We start from the raw sequence: 14,838 nt of genomic DNA, 5'->3' as shown, positions 1-14,838 counted from the left end.
GATGCCGCTGAACCAGGACCGCTGGCGCCGGGCCGGCCGGGCGCTGCTGGCCAAGATGATCGGCGAGTTCAGCTACGAGGAGCTGTTGCACCCCGAGCCCGCCCCCGGCGGCTACCGCCTGCCGCTGCCCGACGGGACGGAGTACCGGTTCGCGGCCCGTCGCGGCGCGTACGGCAGCTGGCAGGTCGACCCGTTCTCGCTGCGCGCCGACGGGTCGCCGGCCGAGGACCCGCTGATCTTCCTGCTGGCCGCCCGCCGCCTGCTCGGCCTCTCCGGGGACACCGCCGGGCACCTGGTCAGGGAGCTGACGGCCACTCTGCTGGCCGACGTCCGGCTGGCGGCCGGCGCGCTGACCGGCGCCGAACTGGCCGAGCTCGGCCACACCGAACTGGAGGGGCACCAGAGCGGCCACCCGTGGATCGTGCCGAACAAGGGCCGGCTCGGCTTCTCGGCCTCCGACGCCGCCGCCTGGGCCCCCGAGGCCCGCACCCCGCAGGCGCTGCCCTGGCTCGCGGTGCACGACTCGCTGGCCCAGTACCGCGGCGTCGGCGAGCTGGCCGACGCCGAGGCGCTCTACCGCGACGAACTCGATCCGCAGGTGCTGGCCGGCTACCGGGAGCTGCTGGCCGGCCAGGGCAAGGACCCGGGGGAGTACCTGCTGCTGCCGGTGCACCCCTGGCAGTGGGACGAGACCGTGGTGCCGCTCTTCGCCCCCTGGATCGCGGACGGCCGGATCGTCCTGCTGCCCGCCGACCGGGACGAGCGGCTGCCCCAGCAGTCCATCCGCTCCTTCTTCAACACCACCACCCCGCGCCGGCGCACGGTCAAGCTGCCACTGGCCATCCTCAACACGCTGGTCTGGCGCGGGCTGCCGACCGAACGCACGCTGGCCGCGCCCGCCGTCACCCGCTGGATCCACGGGCTGCGCGACGGCGACGCGTTCCTGCGCGACGAGTGCCGGGTGGTGCTGCTCGGCGAGGTCGCGTCGGTCACCGTCGAGCACCCCTACTACGCCCGGCTGCCCGAGGCGCCCTACCAGTACAAGGAACTGCTCGGGGCGATCTGGCGCGAGCCGCTCGGCGCCCAGCTGGACGAGGGGGAGCGGGCCCGCACCCTCGCCTCGCTGCTGCAGACCGGCTCGGACGGGCGCGCGCTGGTCGAAGAGCTGGTGGAGCGCTCCGGGCTCGGCCCGCGCGCCTGGCTTACCCGGTTGTTCGCCGCGATGCTGCCGCCGCTGCTGCACTTCCTCTACCGCTACGGGACCGTCTTCTCCCCGCACGGCGAGAACGCGATCGTGGTGTTCGACGCCACCGACACCCCGGTGCGCCTCGCGGTCAAGGACTTCGTGGACGACGTCAACATCAGCGACCAGGACCTCCCCGAGCTGCGCGCGCTGCCGGCCGCGGTCTCGTCCGTGCTGCTGCGCGAACCCCCGGCGTTCCTCTGCCAGTTCCTGCACTCCGGGCTCTTCGTCGGGGTCTACCGCTACCTCGCTCCGCTGCTGGAGGCCGGGTTCGGGCTGCCGGAGGCGGAGTTCTGGGCGCTGCTGCGCGCCGAGATCCTCCGACACCAGCTGCGGTTCCCCGAGCTCGGTGAGCGGTTCGCGCTCTTCGACCTGTTCACCCCGACCATCGACCGGCTGTGCCTGAACCGCAACCGGCTGCTGCTGGACGGCTACCGCGACCGGCCCGAGCGCCCGCACGCGGCCGTCCACGGGCAGGTCGCCAACCCGCTGCACCCACTCGGCGCGGCCACCCTGCCGCAGCCTCGGGACCGTACTGTCAGTCCCGCCCCGTAGGCTGGGAGCGTCATGACGAACGACTCACAAACCCAGCTGCCGCCCGACGACGAGGCGGCCGAGCCCGCCTCCCCGAAGCCCGTCGGCCGTGCCCGCATCCCCGAGCTGCTGCACGCCGCGGTCACCGCGGTCGGCGGCGTCGAACGGCCCGGGCAGATCCGGATGGCCGAGGCCGTCGCCGAGGCCGTCGAGAACGCCGAACACCTGCTGGTGCAGGCCGGCACCGGCACCGGCAAGTCCCTCGCCTACCTGGTGCCCGCGCTCGCCCACGGCGACCGGGTGGTGGTCGCCACCGCCACCCTGGCGCTGCAACGCCAGCTGGTGGAGCGGGACTTGCCGCGTACGGTGGAGGCGCTGCACCCCGTGCTGCGGCGTCGCCCGCTGTTCGCGATGCTCAAGGGCCGCTCCAACTACCTCTGCCTGCACCGGGCGCACGAGGGCACCCCGAGCGACGAGGGCGAGGGGCTCTTCGACCCGGCCGAGGCGCTCGGCGGCCCGAGCGGCAAGCTCGGCCAGGACGTCCTGCGGCTTCGCGACTGGGCCGACGAGACCGAGACCGGCGACCGCGACGACCTCACCCCCGGCGTCTCCGACAAGGCCTGGGCGCAGCTCTCGGTGAGCTCCCGCGAGTGCCTGGGCGCCAGTCGCTGCGCCTACGGCCAGGAGTGCTTCGCCGAGAAGGCCCGGGAGCGGGCCAAGCTGGCCGATGTGGTGGTCACCAACCACGCGCTGCTGGCGATCGACGCGCTGGAAGGCGCCCCCGTGCTGCCCGAACACGAGCTGCTGATCGTCGACGAGGCGCACGAGCTGGTCAACCGGGTCACCGGCGCGGCCACCGCCGAGCTGACCGTCGGCGCGGTCAACCGCGCCGTGAAGCGGGCCGCCCGGCTGGCCAACGAGAAGGCGGTGGACGCCCTGCAGGCCGCCGCCGAGAGCTACCACGGCCTGATGGAGACCGCCCAGGCCGGCCGGGTCGAGGAGCTGCCGGAGTACCTCGCCTACGCGGTGACGGCGATCCGGGACGCCAGCCGCCAGGTGATCACCTCGCTCGGCGAGACCCGGGACAAGAGCCTCAGCGACGAGGACGCGGTGCGCAAGCAGGCGATGGCCATGGCCGAGACCCTGCACGACACCACCGACCGGCTGCTGACCGACTCCCCGTACGACGTGGTGTGGATCGAGCGCAACGACCGCTTCGCGATGGGCACCGCCTCGCTGCGGGTGGCGCCGATGAGCGTCTCCGGGCTGCTGCGCGAGAACCTCTACAAGGAGCGCTCGGTCGTCCTCACCTCCGCCACCCTCAAGCTCGGCGGCGACTTCAACGGCGTGGCGGCCTCGGTGGGCCTGCCCGGTGAGGGACGCCTGCCGGACGAGCGGACGGCCGCCGAGCCGGAGCGCGGCGAGCGCGGCGAGGACGCGCCGCCGCTCTGGCGCGGGCTGGACGTCGGCTCGCCGTTCTCCTACCCCAAGCAGGGCATCCTCTACGTCGCCAAGCATCTGCCGCCGCCCGGCCGCGAGCCGGAGCGTCCGCAGATGCTGGACGAGCTGGCGGAGCTGATCGAGGCGGCGGGCGGGCGCACGCTCGGCCTGTTCTCCTCGATGCGGGCCGCCCAGACGGCGGCGGAGCAGCTGCGCGAACGCCTGGACGTGCCGATCCTGCTGCAGGGCGAGGACACCCTCGGCGAGCTGATCCGCAACTTCGCGGCCGACCCGCAGACCTGCCTCTTCGGCACCCTCTCGCTCTGGCAGGGCGTCGACGTGCCCGGCTCGGCCTGCCAGCTGGTGGTGATGGACAGGATCCCGTTCCCGCGTCCGGACGACCCGCTGATGAGCGCCCGGCAGAAGGCGGTGGAGGAGGCCGGCGGCAACGGCTTCATGGCGGTGGCGGCGACGCACGCCGCGCTGCTGATGGCGCAGGGCGCGGGCCGGCTGGTGCGGGCCGCCGAGGACCGCGGGGTGGTCGCGGTGCTCGACCCGCGGCTGGCGACCGCCCGCTACGGCGGATTCTTCCGGTCCTCGATGCCCGACTTCTGGTACACCACCGACCGCAACCAGGTGCGGCGCTCGCTGGCGGCCATCGCGGCCTCGGCGCCTGCGCCGCGTCCGGTGGCCAAGCGCGGCTGAACGCTGCTCAACGCTGCTCAACGCTGCTCAACGCGAACGAGGGCCCCTCCGATTTGGAGGGGCCCTCGTTCGCGTGTGTGGGGTGGATCAGAGCCGACGCAGCACCGCGACGACCTTGCCCAGGATGGTCGCGTTGTCGCCGGGGATCGGGTCGTAGGCCGCGTTGTGCGGCATCAGCCAGATCCGGCCGTCCTCGCGCTTGAGGCGCTTGACGGTGGCCTCGCCGTCGATCATCGCGGCCACGATGTCGCCGTTCTCGGCGACCGGCTGGCGGCGCACGGTGACCCAGTCCCCGTCGCAGATCGCCGCCTCGATCATCGAGTCGCCGCGCACGGTGAGCGCGAAGAGCTCACCCTCGCCGACCAGCTGGCGCGGCAGCGGGAAGACGTCCTCGACCGTCTGCTCGGCCAGGATCGGACCGCCGGCGGCGATCCGGCCGACCAGCGGCACGTAGGAGGTGGACGGCCGGCCGGCCGCCTCGGCGGTGTTCGGCCGGGTGACCTCGACGCCGCGCACCTCGTAGGCGCGCGGGCGGTGCGGGTCACGGCGCAGGAAGCCCTTGCGCTCCAGGGCCATCAGCTGGTGGGCCACCGAGGAGGTGGAGGAGAGGCCGACCGCCTGGCCGATCTCGCGCATGCTCGGCGGGTAGCCGCGGCGCTGCACCGAATCCCGGATGACCTCGATCACCCGGCGCTGCCGCTCGGTCAGCCCGGCCTCGTCGGTCCGGATGCCGGGCGGGCGCCCGGGCAGGGAGCGGGTCTGGCCGTTCGCCAGACCGAGCGGGACGTCCTGGGCGGACGCGTGCTCGACCTGGTGGTCGGGGAGGTAGCCCGGCGTGGCTGCGGGGCGGCTGTCGCTGCGATCCATGCTCTGGTCCATGCTCTGCTGGTCCAAGGCCGGCCGGCCCCCGGAGTGCTGGGAACGGTCCTGCACCGGGATGGTGTGGCTCTCGGCGGCGCTGTTCTGGGTGAGGACGGTGCTGTTGGTGCTGGTCTGTACGGTGCTCACGGCGGCCCCTCTCGACGGGCGTTCTCCCTTGTCCAGCCCAACGGCAGCACCTATCGAAAGGTTGCGCCAAACACACGTTCGAGTGAATTATTGATGAGTCGGCTGACTCGATCAAGACTTTGGGTGTATGTCGATTAAATGTTCGATCGCCTCATTCTATGGGCGCTCGGGGCCGACCGCCGAAACCGGGTCGAAGCTGGCTGGAAGGCGTCGCCGGGATTCCCCCGGTGAGCCGTGCCACACGCCCCACGGCCGGATGGGTGACTCGTCCGGAATGCCGATCGGCGCTGACCAGCATCGATCGCGCCAGGTGATGCGGGAGCTACGACACGCGCGGTCGAGAGGTGCGACACGCGGGGCCCGGGGCCACGACACGAAACCAGATCTAGTGGTTACATGGGTGCTTGCGACCCACAGGTTGTGGTCCCCGGTTTTTTGATCATGGGGGCTTCGCCTAGACTTGGGGAGCCCGGGGGTCGGGTCAGATCTCGCGTGGCCCGGTTTCGCCAGTTCCGTCAGGAAGGGAGTCGTACGTGCACTGCCCCTTCTGCCGGCACTCCGACAGCCGAGTCGTCGACAGTCGTACGACCGACGACGGCAGCTCGATTCGCCGCCGCCGCCAATGCCCGGACTGCGGTCGCCGCTTCACCACGGTGGAGACCGCGGCACTGATGGTCATCAAGCGCAGCGGCGTGACCGAACCGTTCAGCCGGGAGAAGGTGATCTCCGGAGTCCGCAAGGCCTGCCAGGGACGCCCGGTCACCGAGGACGCCCTCGCGTTGCTCGGCCAGCGCGTGGAGGAGTGCCTGCGCGCGAGCGGCAGTGCCGAGCTCTCCACGCATGACGTGGGCCTGGCCATACTCGGTCCGCTCAAGGATCTCGACGTGGTCGCCTACCTGCGGTTCGCCTCGGTCTACCAGGCCTACGACGGACTCGCGGACTTCGAGGCCGCCATCGCGACGCTGCGTGGCACCGAGGGTCCCCCCGGCGGGCAGGGCGACGGCACGGCCGTCCCGGTCCCCGCCGCAGCTACCTAGGACGCGGGGCGGCGGCGCACACCCGGCTCGGGCCGGGCTGCGCGACCAGCCGTCCCGGGTCCACGCGCGCCCTCAAACGGCGCACAGAACATGACAAACCGTGCGAACCGGTCGGCATCCCGGCCTGCCCGCACGTCAGGAGAAGCGAAGCAGCAGTGCCCCTCGGAGCGCGTGGCGCGCCGAAAGAAATAGGGCACTCAGGGCGTTTGCCCAGGAGGAGGAGCAGAAGTGACAGACACGACGAGCGGTTCCGCACGCGGGTCCAAGTCCGACAAGGCGGCGAAGGGAGCCGGCAAGGCTCCCAAGGGCGGTCTGCGGATCGAGCGCATCTACACCACCCCTGGCGTCCATCCGTACGACGAGGTCAGCTGGGAGCGGCGCGACGTCGTCATGACCAACTGGCGTGACGGCTCGATCAACTTCGAGCAGCGAGGCGTCGAGTTCCCCGACTTCTGGTCGGTCAACGCGGTCAACATCGTCACCAGCAAGTACTTCCGCGGCGCCGTGGGCACCCCGCAGCGCGAGTGGAGCCTCAAGCAGATCATCGACCGGGTGGTGCTCACCTACCGCGCCGCCGGTGAGAAGAACGGCTACTTCACCTCGCCCGCCGACGCCGAGGTCTTCGAGCACGAGCTGACCCACGCCCTCCTCCACCAGGTCTTCAGCTTCAACTCGCCGGTCTGGTTCAACGTCGGCACCAAGCAGCCCCAGCAGGTCAGCGCCTGCTTCATCCTGGCCGTCGACGACTCCATGGAGTCCATCCTCGACTGGTACAAGGAAGAGGGCATGATCTTCAAGGGCGGCTCCGGCGCCGGCCTGAACCTCTCCCGGATCCGCTCCTCCAAGGAACTGCTCTCCTCCGGCGGCAACGCGTCGGGCCCGGTCTCCTTCATGCGCGGCGCCGACGCCTCGGCCGGCACCATCAAGTCCGGCGGCGCCACCCGCCGCGCGGCCAAGATGGTCGTACTGGACGTCGACCACCCGGACGTCGAGGCCTTCATCGAGACCAAGGTGAAGGAGGAGGAGAAGATCCGCGCGCTGCGCGACGCGGGCTTCGACATGGACCTCGGCGGCGACGACATCGCCTCCGTCCAGTACCAGAACGCCAACAACTCGGTCCGCGTCTCCGACGAGTTCATGACCGCGGTCGAGAACGGCACCGACTTCGGCCTGCGCGCCCGGATGACCGGCGAGGTCATCGAGACCGTCGACGCCAAGAAGCTCTTCCGCAAGATGGCCGAGGCCGCCTGGGCCTGTGCCGACCCGGGCATCCAGTACGACTCGACCATCAACCACTGGCACACCTGCCCGGAGTCCGGCCGCATCAACGCGTCCAACCCGTGCAGCGAGTACATGCACCTGGACAACTCCAGCTGCAACCTCGCCTCGCTCAACCTGATGAAGTTCCTGCGCGACGACACTGCGTCTGATGGTGGTCAGGGCTTCGACGCCGAGCGCTTCGCCAAGGTCGTCGAGCTGGTCATCACCGCGATGGACATCTCCATCTGCTTCGCCGACTTCCCGACCGAGAAGATCGGCGAGACCACCCGCGCCTACCGCCAGCTGGGCATCGGCTACGCCAACCTCGGTGCCCTGCTGATGGCCACCGGCCACGCGTACGACTCCGAGGGCGGCCGCGCGCTGGCCGGCGCCATCACCTCGCTGATGACCGGCACCGCCTACCGCCGCGGCGCCGAGCTCGCCGGCGTGGTCGGCCCGTACGAGGGCTACGCCCGCAACGCGGCCCCGCACCAGCAGGTCATGCGCCAGCACGCGGACGCCAACAGCGCCGCCGTCGCGGTGGACGAGCTGGACGCCCCGGTCTGGGCCGCCGCCACGGAGACCTGGCAGGACGTCCTGCGGCTCGGCGCGCAGAACGGTTTCCGCAACGCCCAGGCCTCGGTGCTCGCCCCCACCGGCACCATCGGCCTGATGATGGACTGCGACACCACCGGTGTGGAGCCCGACCTCGCGCTGGTCAAGTTCAAGAAGCTGGTCGGCGGCGGCTCGATGCAGATCGTCAACGGCACCGTGCCGCGCGCGCTGCGCCGCCTCGGCTACCAGGCCGAGCAGGTCGAGGCGATCGTCGCCCACATCGCCGAGCACGGCAACGTGCTCAACGCCCCCGGTCTGAAGAGCGCGCACTTCGAGGTCTTCGACTGCGCGATGGGTGAGCGCTCCATCTCGCCGATGGGCCACGTGCGGATGATGTCGGCGATCCAGCCGTGGATCTCCGGCGCGATCTCCAAGACCGTCAACATGCCCGCCGACTCCACCGTCGAGGAGGTCGAGGAGGTCTACTTCGAGGCCTGGAAGCTCGGCGTCAAGGCGCTCGCGATCTACCGCGAGAACTCGAAGGTCGGCCAGCCGCTCTCGGCGAAGAAGACCGAGGAGGCCACCACCGAGGCCCCCGTGGTCCAGAAGGTCGTCGAGTACCGCCCGGTCCGCAAGCGCCTCCCCAAGGGCCGCCCGGGCATCACCACCTCGTTCACGGTGGGCGGCGCCGAGGGCTACATGACGGCCAACTCCTACCCGGACGACGGCCTCGGCGAGGTCTTCCTGAAGATGTCCAAGCAGGGCTCGACCCTCGCCGGCATGATGGACGCCTTCTCGATCGCCGTCTCGGTCGGCATGCAGTACGGCGTCCCGCTGGAGACCTACGTCTCGAAGTTCACCAACATGCGCTTCGAGCCGGCCGGTCTGACGGACGACCCGGACGTGCGGATGGCGCAGTCGATCGTCGACTACATCTTCCGCCGCCTGGCGCTGGACTTCCTGCCCTTCGAGACCCGGTCCGCCCTCGGCATCCACTCCGTCGAGGAGCGCCAGCGGCACCTGGACACCGGCTCCTACGAGCCGCTGGACTCCGACGAGGACATGGACGTCGAGGGCCTGGCCCAGTCGGCGCCGCGCGCCGTCGCCGAGCCGGTCCGGGCCGAGGCGCCCAAGCCGGTCCCGGCCAAGGCCCAGCCGCACAACTCGACCGAACTGCTGGAGATCCAGCTCGGCCTGAACGCGGACGCGCCGCTCTGCTTCTCCTGCGGCACCAAGATGCGCCGCGCCGGCAGCTGCTACCTCTGCGAGGGGTGCGGCTCCACCAGCGGCTGCAGCTGATCATCCGAGCTGATCGGCTGAGCTGACGTCATGGGTGGGGCGAGGACTTCGGTGTCCTCGCCCCACCCTTCGCGTTTGCGTCTCATTCCCTGGGCCGTTCGCACCCTGACGTCACTTGTCCGGAACGGAGAGAGCACAATGCGTCAACTGACCGGTTGAGTAGCTCATCTGAATCGATATGATCTGTTGACTGCGTGAACTGATCATGCATCTTCCGGTGACGGGGGAGCAGGTGCGCCGTCGCCCGTTCTGACTCCGACGCTCACACCGAGGATCAGCCTGATGACCGCACGCCTTCGACGCCCGACCGGTGGACCGGTCGGGCCGCTCTGTGTCCTGGCGGCCGTGTTGGCCGGGGCCGGTGCGGTGGCCGCCGCCACCGCCGCGGCTCCTTCCTCGGAGCGGTCGGTGGTCGCCGGCTGGGCGTCGGCGGCGGCGCTGGCCTGGTGTGCGGCGGTGGTCGTGGCCGTCGTCCAGCGCGGGCGGGCCGGGAAGTTGCGCGTCCAGCTGGCTCAGGCCCAGGCCCGGGTGGAGGCGGCGCACGCCGCCGCGCTGCGGGCCGGGGCGGACACGGCGGCCGCGGTGTCCGAGGCGCAGGCCTCCCGGGCGCGCGCCAACGCGGCCCGCACCGAGGCCGAGGCGGCCCGGATCGAGCTGCTGGCCGCCCGCTCCGAGACCGTCGAGGCCCGTGCGGAGGCCGCCACCGCCCGCGCCGCGGCGGACGACGAGCGGGCCGAACTGGCCCGGCTGGCCGAGCAGACGATCCCCGCCGTGGTGGGCCGGCTGCGCGCCGGGGCCTCGGTGGACACCGTCCTGGTCGAGCACCGGCAGACCGCGCACGAGGACCTGCTGCGGCTGATGGCCCGTGAGGTCGCCTACGGCGAGCGGCAGCGGGCGGCGGCGCTCGCGGTCTGCGCGACGGCCGCCGGGCGGGTCCAGGCGCTGGCCACCAGCATGCACGCCGAGCTGCGCGAGATGGAGCACCGGCACGGCGAGGAGGTGCTCGGCGACCTGCTCCGGCTGGACCACAGCACCGCGCAGGCGGGCCGGATGGCCGACAGCATCGCCGTGCTCACCGGCGCCCGTACCGGCCGCCGCTGGACCAAGCCGATCACGGTGGAGAGCATCCTGCGCGGGGCGCTCGGCCGGATCGGCGCCTACCAGCGGGTCCGGCTGCACTCGGCGAGCACCGCCGCGGTGGCCGGCTACGCGGCCGAGGGCGTGATGCACGCGCTCGCCGAACTCCTTGACAACGCCACCAACTTCTCGGCTCCGCCGGCCGAGGTGCACGTCTACGTCGAGGAGTTGCACTCCGGCCTGGTGATCACCGTCGAGGACGGCGGCCTGGGACTCTCCGAGGTCTGGCTGCGCCGGGCCGAACGGGCGGTCTCCGGCGAGGCGTTGGACCTGACGGCGCTGTCGGCCGGAACCCGGCTCGGCTTCGCGGTGGTCGGTGCGCTGGCCCGCAAGCACGGCCTGTCGATCTCGTTCCGCCCGTCCTCGCGCGGTGGTACGGGTGTCGTGGTGCTGATCCCGGAGACGCTCGTCGCCCACCCCGAGCCCGGCGCCGCCGAGCCGGTCCGCGCGGCCGTCCAGCCCGCGCTGCCCGCGGCCGCGCCGCAGGCCGCCCCGCCGCCGGTCACCGACGGCGGTCTGCCCAAGCGTCGTCGCGGCCAGACCATGGCGGCCGCGACCGGTCCGGCCGCCGCACCGGCACTGAAGGTTCGCCAGCCCGAGACGGCCAGCCGGTTCGGAGCGTTCCGGCAAGCCGTCCAGGGTTCGCAGCCCGCACCTCCCAGCCCTGCCACCCCCGCTGACCTCCCGAAGGACAACTCCTGATGAGCAGCACCGCCGACCGCGATCTCGACTGGCTGTTGGAGAACCTGCTGACCAACACCCCCGGTTCCAAGCACGCCCTGGTGCTCTCCGCCGACGGCCTGAAGCTGTGCCACAGCGCCGGGTTGGGCACCGACCAGGCCGACCAGCTGGCCGCCATCGCCTCCGGAATCCAGAGCCTGTCGCACGGCGCCTCGATCGAGTTCGGCGACGGGACGGGCGGGGTGCGCCAGTCGATGACGGAGTTCCACGGCGGGATCCTGTGCATCGTGGACGCCGGCGCGGGCGCGCACCTGGCCGTGGTGACCGACGAGAGCGCCGACGTCGGCATGGTCGGCCACCAGATGCACGCCCTGGTGGAGCAGATCGGGACGTTCCTCAGCTCGCCGCCGCGCGGGATCGACGCCACCGCCGCGCAGTGACGCGGGTCGGCGAGCCGGCCCGGGACGACGATCCGGACCGGCTCTACACGGTGACCCGCGGCCGCAGCCAGGCCACCCGGCACGCGTTCGACGTGGTGACGCTGATCGTCTCCGAGCAGGAGCCGCAGCCCGGGATGCAGTCCGAGCACGCCCGGATCCTGCGGCTGTGCGTGCGCCCGACCGCGGTGGTCGAGGTGGCCGCCGAGCTGGGCCTGCCGGTCAGCGTCGTCAAGATCCTGCTCGGCGACCTGCTGGAGGCGGGTCGGATCACCGCCCGCCACCCGCGGTTCGTTCCCGCCCAGGCGAAGTTGCCCGACCTCGACATGCTGAAGCAGGTGCTCCATGGACTCCAGAAGCTCTGACGCGCCGGTCCTGACCGCCGCCGCGCGGACGCCGCTGCGGAGCACCGCCGACAACGCGCTGAAGATCGTCGTGGTGGGCGGCTTCGGGGCCGGCAAGACCACCCTGGTCGGCTCGGTGAGCGAGATCCGGCCGCTGGCCACCGAGGAGGTGATGACCCGCGCCGGGATCGGCGTCGACGACCCGTCGGCGGTCCTGGACAAGCGGTCCACCACGGTGGCCTTCGACTTCGGCCGGATCACGCTCTCCGCCGAGAGCGTGCTCTACCTCTTCGGCGCACCCGGACAGGAACGTTTCTGGTTCCTCTGGGACCGGCTCTTCACCGGGGCGCTGGGCGCGGTCGTGCTGGTGGACACCCGGCGGCTGGACGACTCCTGGTACGCGATCGACCGGCTGGAGCACCACGGGACGCCGTTCGTGGTGGCCTGCAACACCTTCGAGCCGCCGCGGCACAGCCTGGCGGAGATCCGTGAGGCCCTGGACCTGTCGCCCGGCGTCCCGTTGCTGGACTGCGACGCGCGCGACCGGGAGTCCAGCAAGCGGGTGCTGATCGAGCTGGTCCGCCACCTCTACGCCCGTGCCGAAGCCGAACATCCGCAACGCGTCGAACTGGAGAGCACCCCGTGACCGAGCCAGCGACCACCCCACCGCCGGGCTGCCCGGCGCACGCCGCCGCGGCCCCGCTGCACGGCCCCCGGTTCCAGACCGACCCGGGCCAGGTCTACCGCGAACTGCGCGCCGCGCACGGCCCGGTGGCGCCCGTCGAGTTGGCCGGCGGGGTACCGGCCTGGCTGGTCATCGGCTATCGCGAACTGCAGCTGATGACCAGCCAGCCCAAGCTGTTCGGCCGTGACTCGGCCCGCTGGAACGCCTGGCCGACGGTCCCGGCCGACTGGCCGCTGCGGCCGATGATGGCGTCGGTCCCGTCGATCCTGTACGCCGAGGGCGCCGAGCACCAGCGCCGGTCGGCGGCGGTCACCGACGCGCTGTCGGCGGTCGACCCGTACGAGCTGAAGAAGAAGTGCGAGCAGATCGCCGACACCCTGATCGACGAGTTCGCCGGCCGCGGCGAGGCGGACCTGGTCGCCGAGTACGCGCACCGGGTGCCGCTGCTGGTGCTGTGCTGGATGTTCGGACTGGACGACTCCCAGGCGCCGGTGCTGATCCGCGGACTGCTGGACATGCTGGACGGCGGCGCCGACGCGCAGAGCGGCGCGCAGCGGCTGCTGACCGTGATGCTGGAGCTGGTGGAGACCAAGCGGGAGCGGCCGGGCGCGGACGTGACCACCAGCCTGCTGCAACACCCGGCCGCGCTGAGCGACGAGGAGATCATGCGCGACCTGCGGGTACTGCTGATCGCCGGCCATCAGCCGACCTCGTACTGGATCGCCAACGCGCTGCGGCTGATGCTCACCGACGAGCGCTTCGCGGCCTCGCTCTCGGGCGGCCGGCGGAGCATCGGCCAGGCGCTCACCGAGGCGCTCTGGGAGGACACCCCGACCCAGATCTTCGCCGGCCGGTGGGCCACCCGGGACACCCGGCTCGGCGGCCAGCAGATCGCCGCGGGCGACATGCTGCTGCTCGGCCTGGCGGGCTCCAACGCCGACCCGGCGGTGCGCCAGGAGAACGGCGCGGCAGCCGACGGCAACCACGCGCACATGAGCTTCTCGCACGGTGAGCACCGCTGCCCGTTCCCGGCCCAGGAGGCGGCGGAGGTGATCGCCGGCACCGCGATCGAGGTGCTGCTCGACCGGCTGCCGGACCTGCGGCTCGCGGTCGCCGAGCACGCCCTGGTCTGGCGCCCGTCGGCCTGGGTGCGGGCGCTGGTCGCGCTGCCGGTCGGGTTCACCCCGGGGATCCAGTCTTCTAGTGGAGGAGCACTCTGATGAGCACCCCGATCGTGCTGGACCCCTTCGCGCGCGACAGCGCCGGCGAGGGGGCCCTGCTGCGGGCCGCCGGTTCGGTGGCGGCGGTGGAGCTGCCGGGCGGCGTACGGGCCTGGGCGGTCACCCGGCACGCGGCCGCCCGCGCGCTGCTGACCGACCAGCGCCTGGTCAAGGACGCGGCCCACTGGGCGGCCTTCCAGCGCGGCGAGGTGCCCAGGAGCTGGCCGCTGATCGGCCTGGCGGTACCCGGGCCGAGCATGGTGACCACCGACGGGGACGCGCATCGGCGGTTGCGCGCGCTGGTCGCGCAGGCCTTCACGCCGCGGCGGGTCGAGTTGATGCGTCCGCAGATCGAGGCGATCACGGCCGGCTTGCTGGACGGCCTGCAGGCGGGTCCGGCGGAGGTCGACCTGAAGACCGCCTTCGCGTTCCCGCTGCCGATGACGGTGATCGGCACCCTGCTCGGGGTGGACCCGGCCGACCACGCGTACCTGCGGGACCTGTATGAGCGGTTCTTCAGCAGCGTGCCGGACCCGGCGGGCATCCAGGCGACCATCGCCGCGCTGAACGCCTTCGTCGGCGCTCTGGTCGGGCAACGGCGCAAGGAGCCGGGCGAGGACCTGACCAGCGCCCTGCTGGCCGCCGATGTCGAGGACGGCGAGGCACTGAGCGACGCCGAGGCGGCGGCGACCCTGCGGGTGATCATCGCGGCCGGTCACGAGACCACCGTCAACCTGATCACCAACGCGGTGCGGGCCCTGCTCACCCACCCCGACCAGCTCGCGCTGGTGCGCTCGGGCCGGGTGTCCTGGGCCGCGGTGGTGGAGGAGTCGCTCCGCTGGACGCCGCCGACCAGCAACTTCCTCTTCCGTTTCGCCACCGAGCCGATCACCGTGGACGGGGCGCTCGTCCCGGCGGGCGACCCGGTGTTGATCTCGTACAACGCGATCGGCCGCGACCCGGTGCAGCACGGGATCACGGCGGAGTTGTTCGACGTCACCCGTGACCCGATACGCCATCTCTCCTTCGGGCACGGCCCGCACGTCTGCCCGGGGTCGCCACTGGCCCGGTTGGAGGCGCAGGTGGCACTGCCGGCGCTGTTCGCGCGTTTCCCCGACCTGGAGCTCGCGGTGCCGGACGCGGAACTTCGGCCGGGCGCCTCGATCGTGGTGAACAGTCTGCAGACCCTGCCGGTGCGGCTGCGCCGAGCCTGATCCCGTCTCCGTCCGGTGCTGTGCCGGTAGCGCGGGAAG

11 protein-coding genes are annotated in these 14,838 nt (G+C 72.1%); 10 read left to right on the top strand and 1 reads right to left on the bottom strand.

Annotated elements, in window-relative coordinates; translation table 11 throughout:
• The first annotated feature begins 1 nt into the window (after position 1).
• The gene (locus tag BS80_RS14555; RefSeq protein ID WP_051966627.1) at positions 2 to 1,798 is read left to right on the top strand and encodes an IucA/IucC family protein; all 1,797 of its coding nucleotides are present in this window, start codon (positions 2 to 4) and stop codon (positions 1,796 to 1,798) included.
• A 12-nt stretch (positions 1,799 to 1,810) separates the two neighbouring features.
• Entirely contained in the window at positions 1,811 to 3,922 is a 2,112-nt protein-coding gene (locus BS80_RS14550) for an ATP-dependent DNA helicase (RefSeq protein ID WP_083974730.1), read from the top strand.
• Between the two features lie 87 nt (positions 3,923 to 4,009).
• Here BS80_RS14550 and lexA read toward each other — a convergent pair whose 3' ends face one another.
• A complete protein-coding gene (gene lexA, locus BS80_RS14545) occupies positions 4,010 to 4,801 on the bottom strand; it encodes a transcriptional repressor LexA (protein ID WP_232246603.1) in 792 nt (263 codons plus the stop codon).
• Between the two features lie 662 nt (positions 4,802 to 5,463).
• Here lexA and nrdR point away from each other — a divergent pair.
• The 8 genes from nrdR (at position 5,464) to BS80_RS14505 (ending at position 14,799) form a co-directional block, all read left to right on the top strand.
• Positions 5,464 to 5,967 carry a transcriptional regulator NrdR gene (gene nrdR, locus BS80_RS14540; protein WP_035797657.1) on the top strand — a complete coding sequence of 168 codons (504 nt, stop codon included), beginning with the start codon at positions 5,464 to 5,466 and terminating at the stop codon, positions 5,965 to 5,967.
• Between the two features lie 228 nt (positions 5,968 to 6,195).
• Positions 6,196 to 9,081, top strand: a complete 2,886-nt coding sequence (locus tag BS80_RS14535) for a vitamin B12-dependent ribonucleotide reductase (protein ID WP_035797656.1) — start codon at positions 6,196 to 6,198, stop codon at positions 9,079 to 9,081.
• A gap of 282 nt (positions 9,082 to 9,363) precedes the next feature.
• A complete protein-coding gene (locus BS80_RS14530; RefSeq protein ID WP_051966626.1) occupies positions 9,364 to 10,920 on the top strand; it encodes a sensor histidine kinase in 1,557 nt (518 codons plus the stop codon).
• Positions 10,920 to 11,339, top strand: coding sequence for a roadblock/LC7 domain-containing protein (locus BS80_RS14525; protein ID WP_035797654.1), 420 nt, complete (start codon positions 10,920 to 10,922; stop codon positions 11,337 to 11,339). The genes BS80_RS14530 and BS80_RS14525 overlap by 1 nt, the downstream gene beginning before the upstream one ends.
• Entirely contained in the window at positions 11,336 to 11,701 is a 366-nt protein-coding gene (locus BS80_RS14520) for a DUF742 domain-containing protein (protein ID WP_035797652.1), read from the top strand. Before BS80_RS14525 ends, BS80_RS14520 begins: the two co-directional genes overlap by 4 nt.
• A complete protein-coding gene (locus BS80_RS14515) occupies positions 11,682 to 12,326 on the top strand; it encodes a GTP-binding protein (protein ID WP_051966625.1) in 645 nt (214 codons plus the stop codon). The genes BS80_RS14520 and BS80_RS14515 overlap by 20 nt, the downstream gene beginning before the upstream one ends.
• Complete coding sequence (locus tag BS80_RS14510; RefSeq protein ID WP_035797650.1) at positions 12,323 to 13,585, top strand: cytochrome P450; 1,263 nt, start codon at positions 12,323 to 12,325, stop codon at positions 13,583 to 13,585. The genes BS80_RS14515 and BS80_RS14510 overlap by 4 nt, the downstream gene beginning before the upstream one ends.
• Positions 13,585 to 14,799 (top strand): cytochrome P450 family protein, encoded by a 1,215-nt coding sequence (locus tag BS80_RS14505; protein ID WP_035797648.1) that lies wholly within the window; start codon positions 13,585 to 13,587, stop codon positions 14,797 to 14,799. The genes BS80_RS14510 and BS80_RS14505 overlap by 1 nt, the downstream gene beginning before the upstream one ends.
• Positions 14,800 to 14,838: the final 39 nt, after the last annotated feature.

Origin of the sequence: Kitasatospora mediocidica KCTC 9733, assembly GCF_000744225.1 — a bacterium.
GTDB lineage: Bacteria > Actinomycetota > Actinomycetes > Streptomycetales > Streptomycetaceae > Kitasatospora > Kitasatospora mediocidica.
The sequence above is the reverse complement of the archived record's forward strand: the minus strand, read 5'-3'. Positions and strand labels throughout refer to the sequence as shown.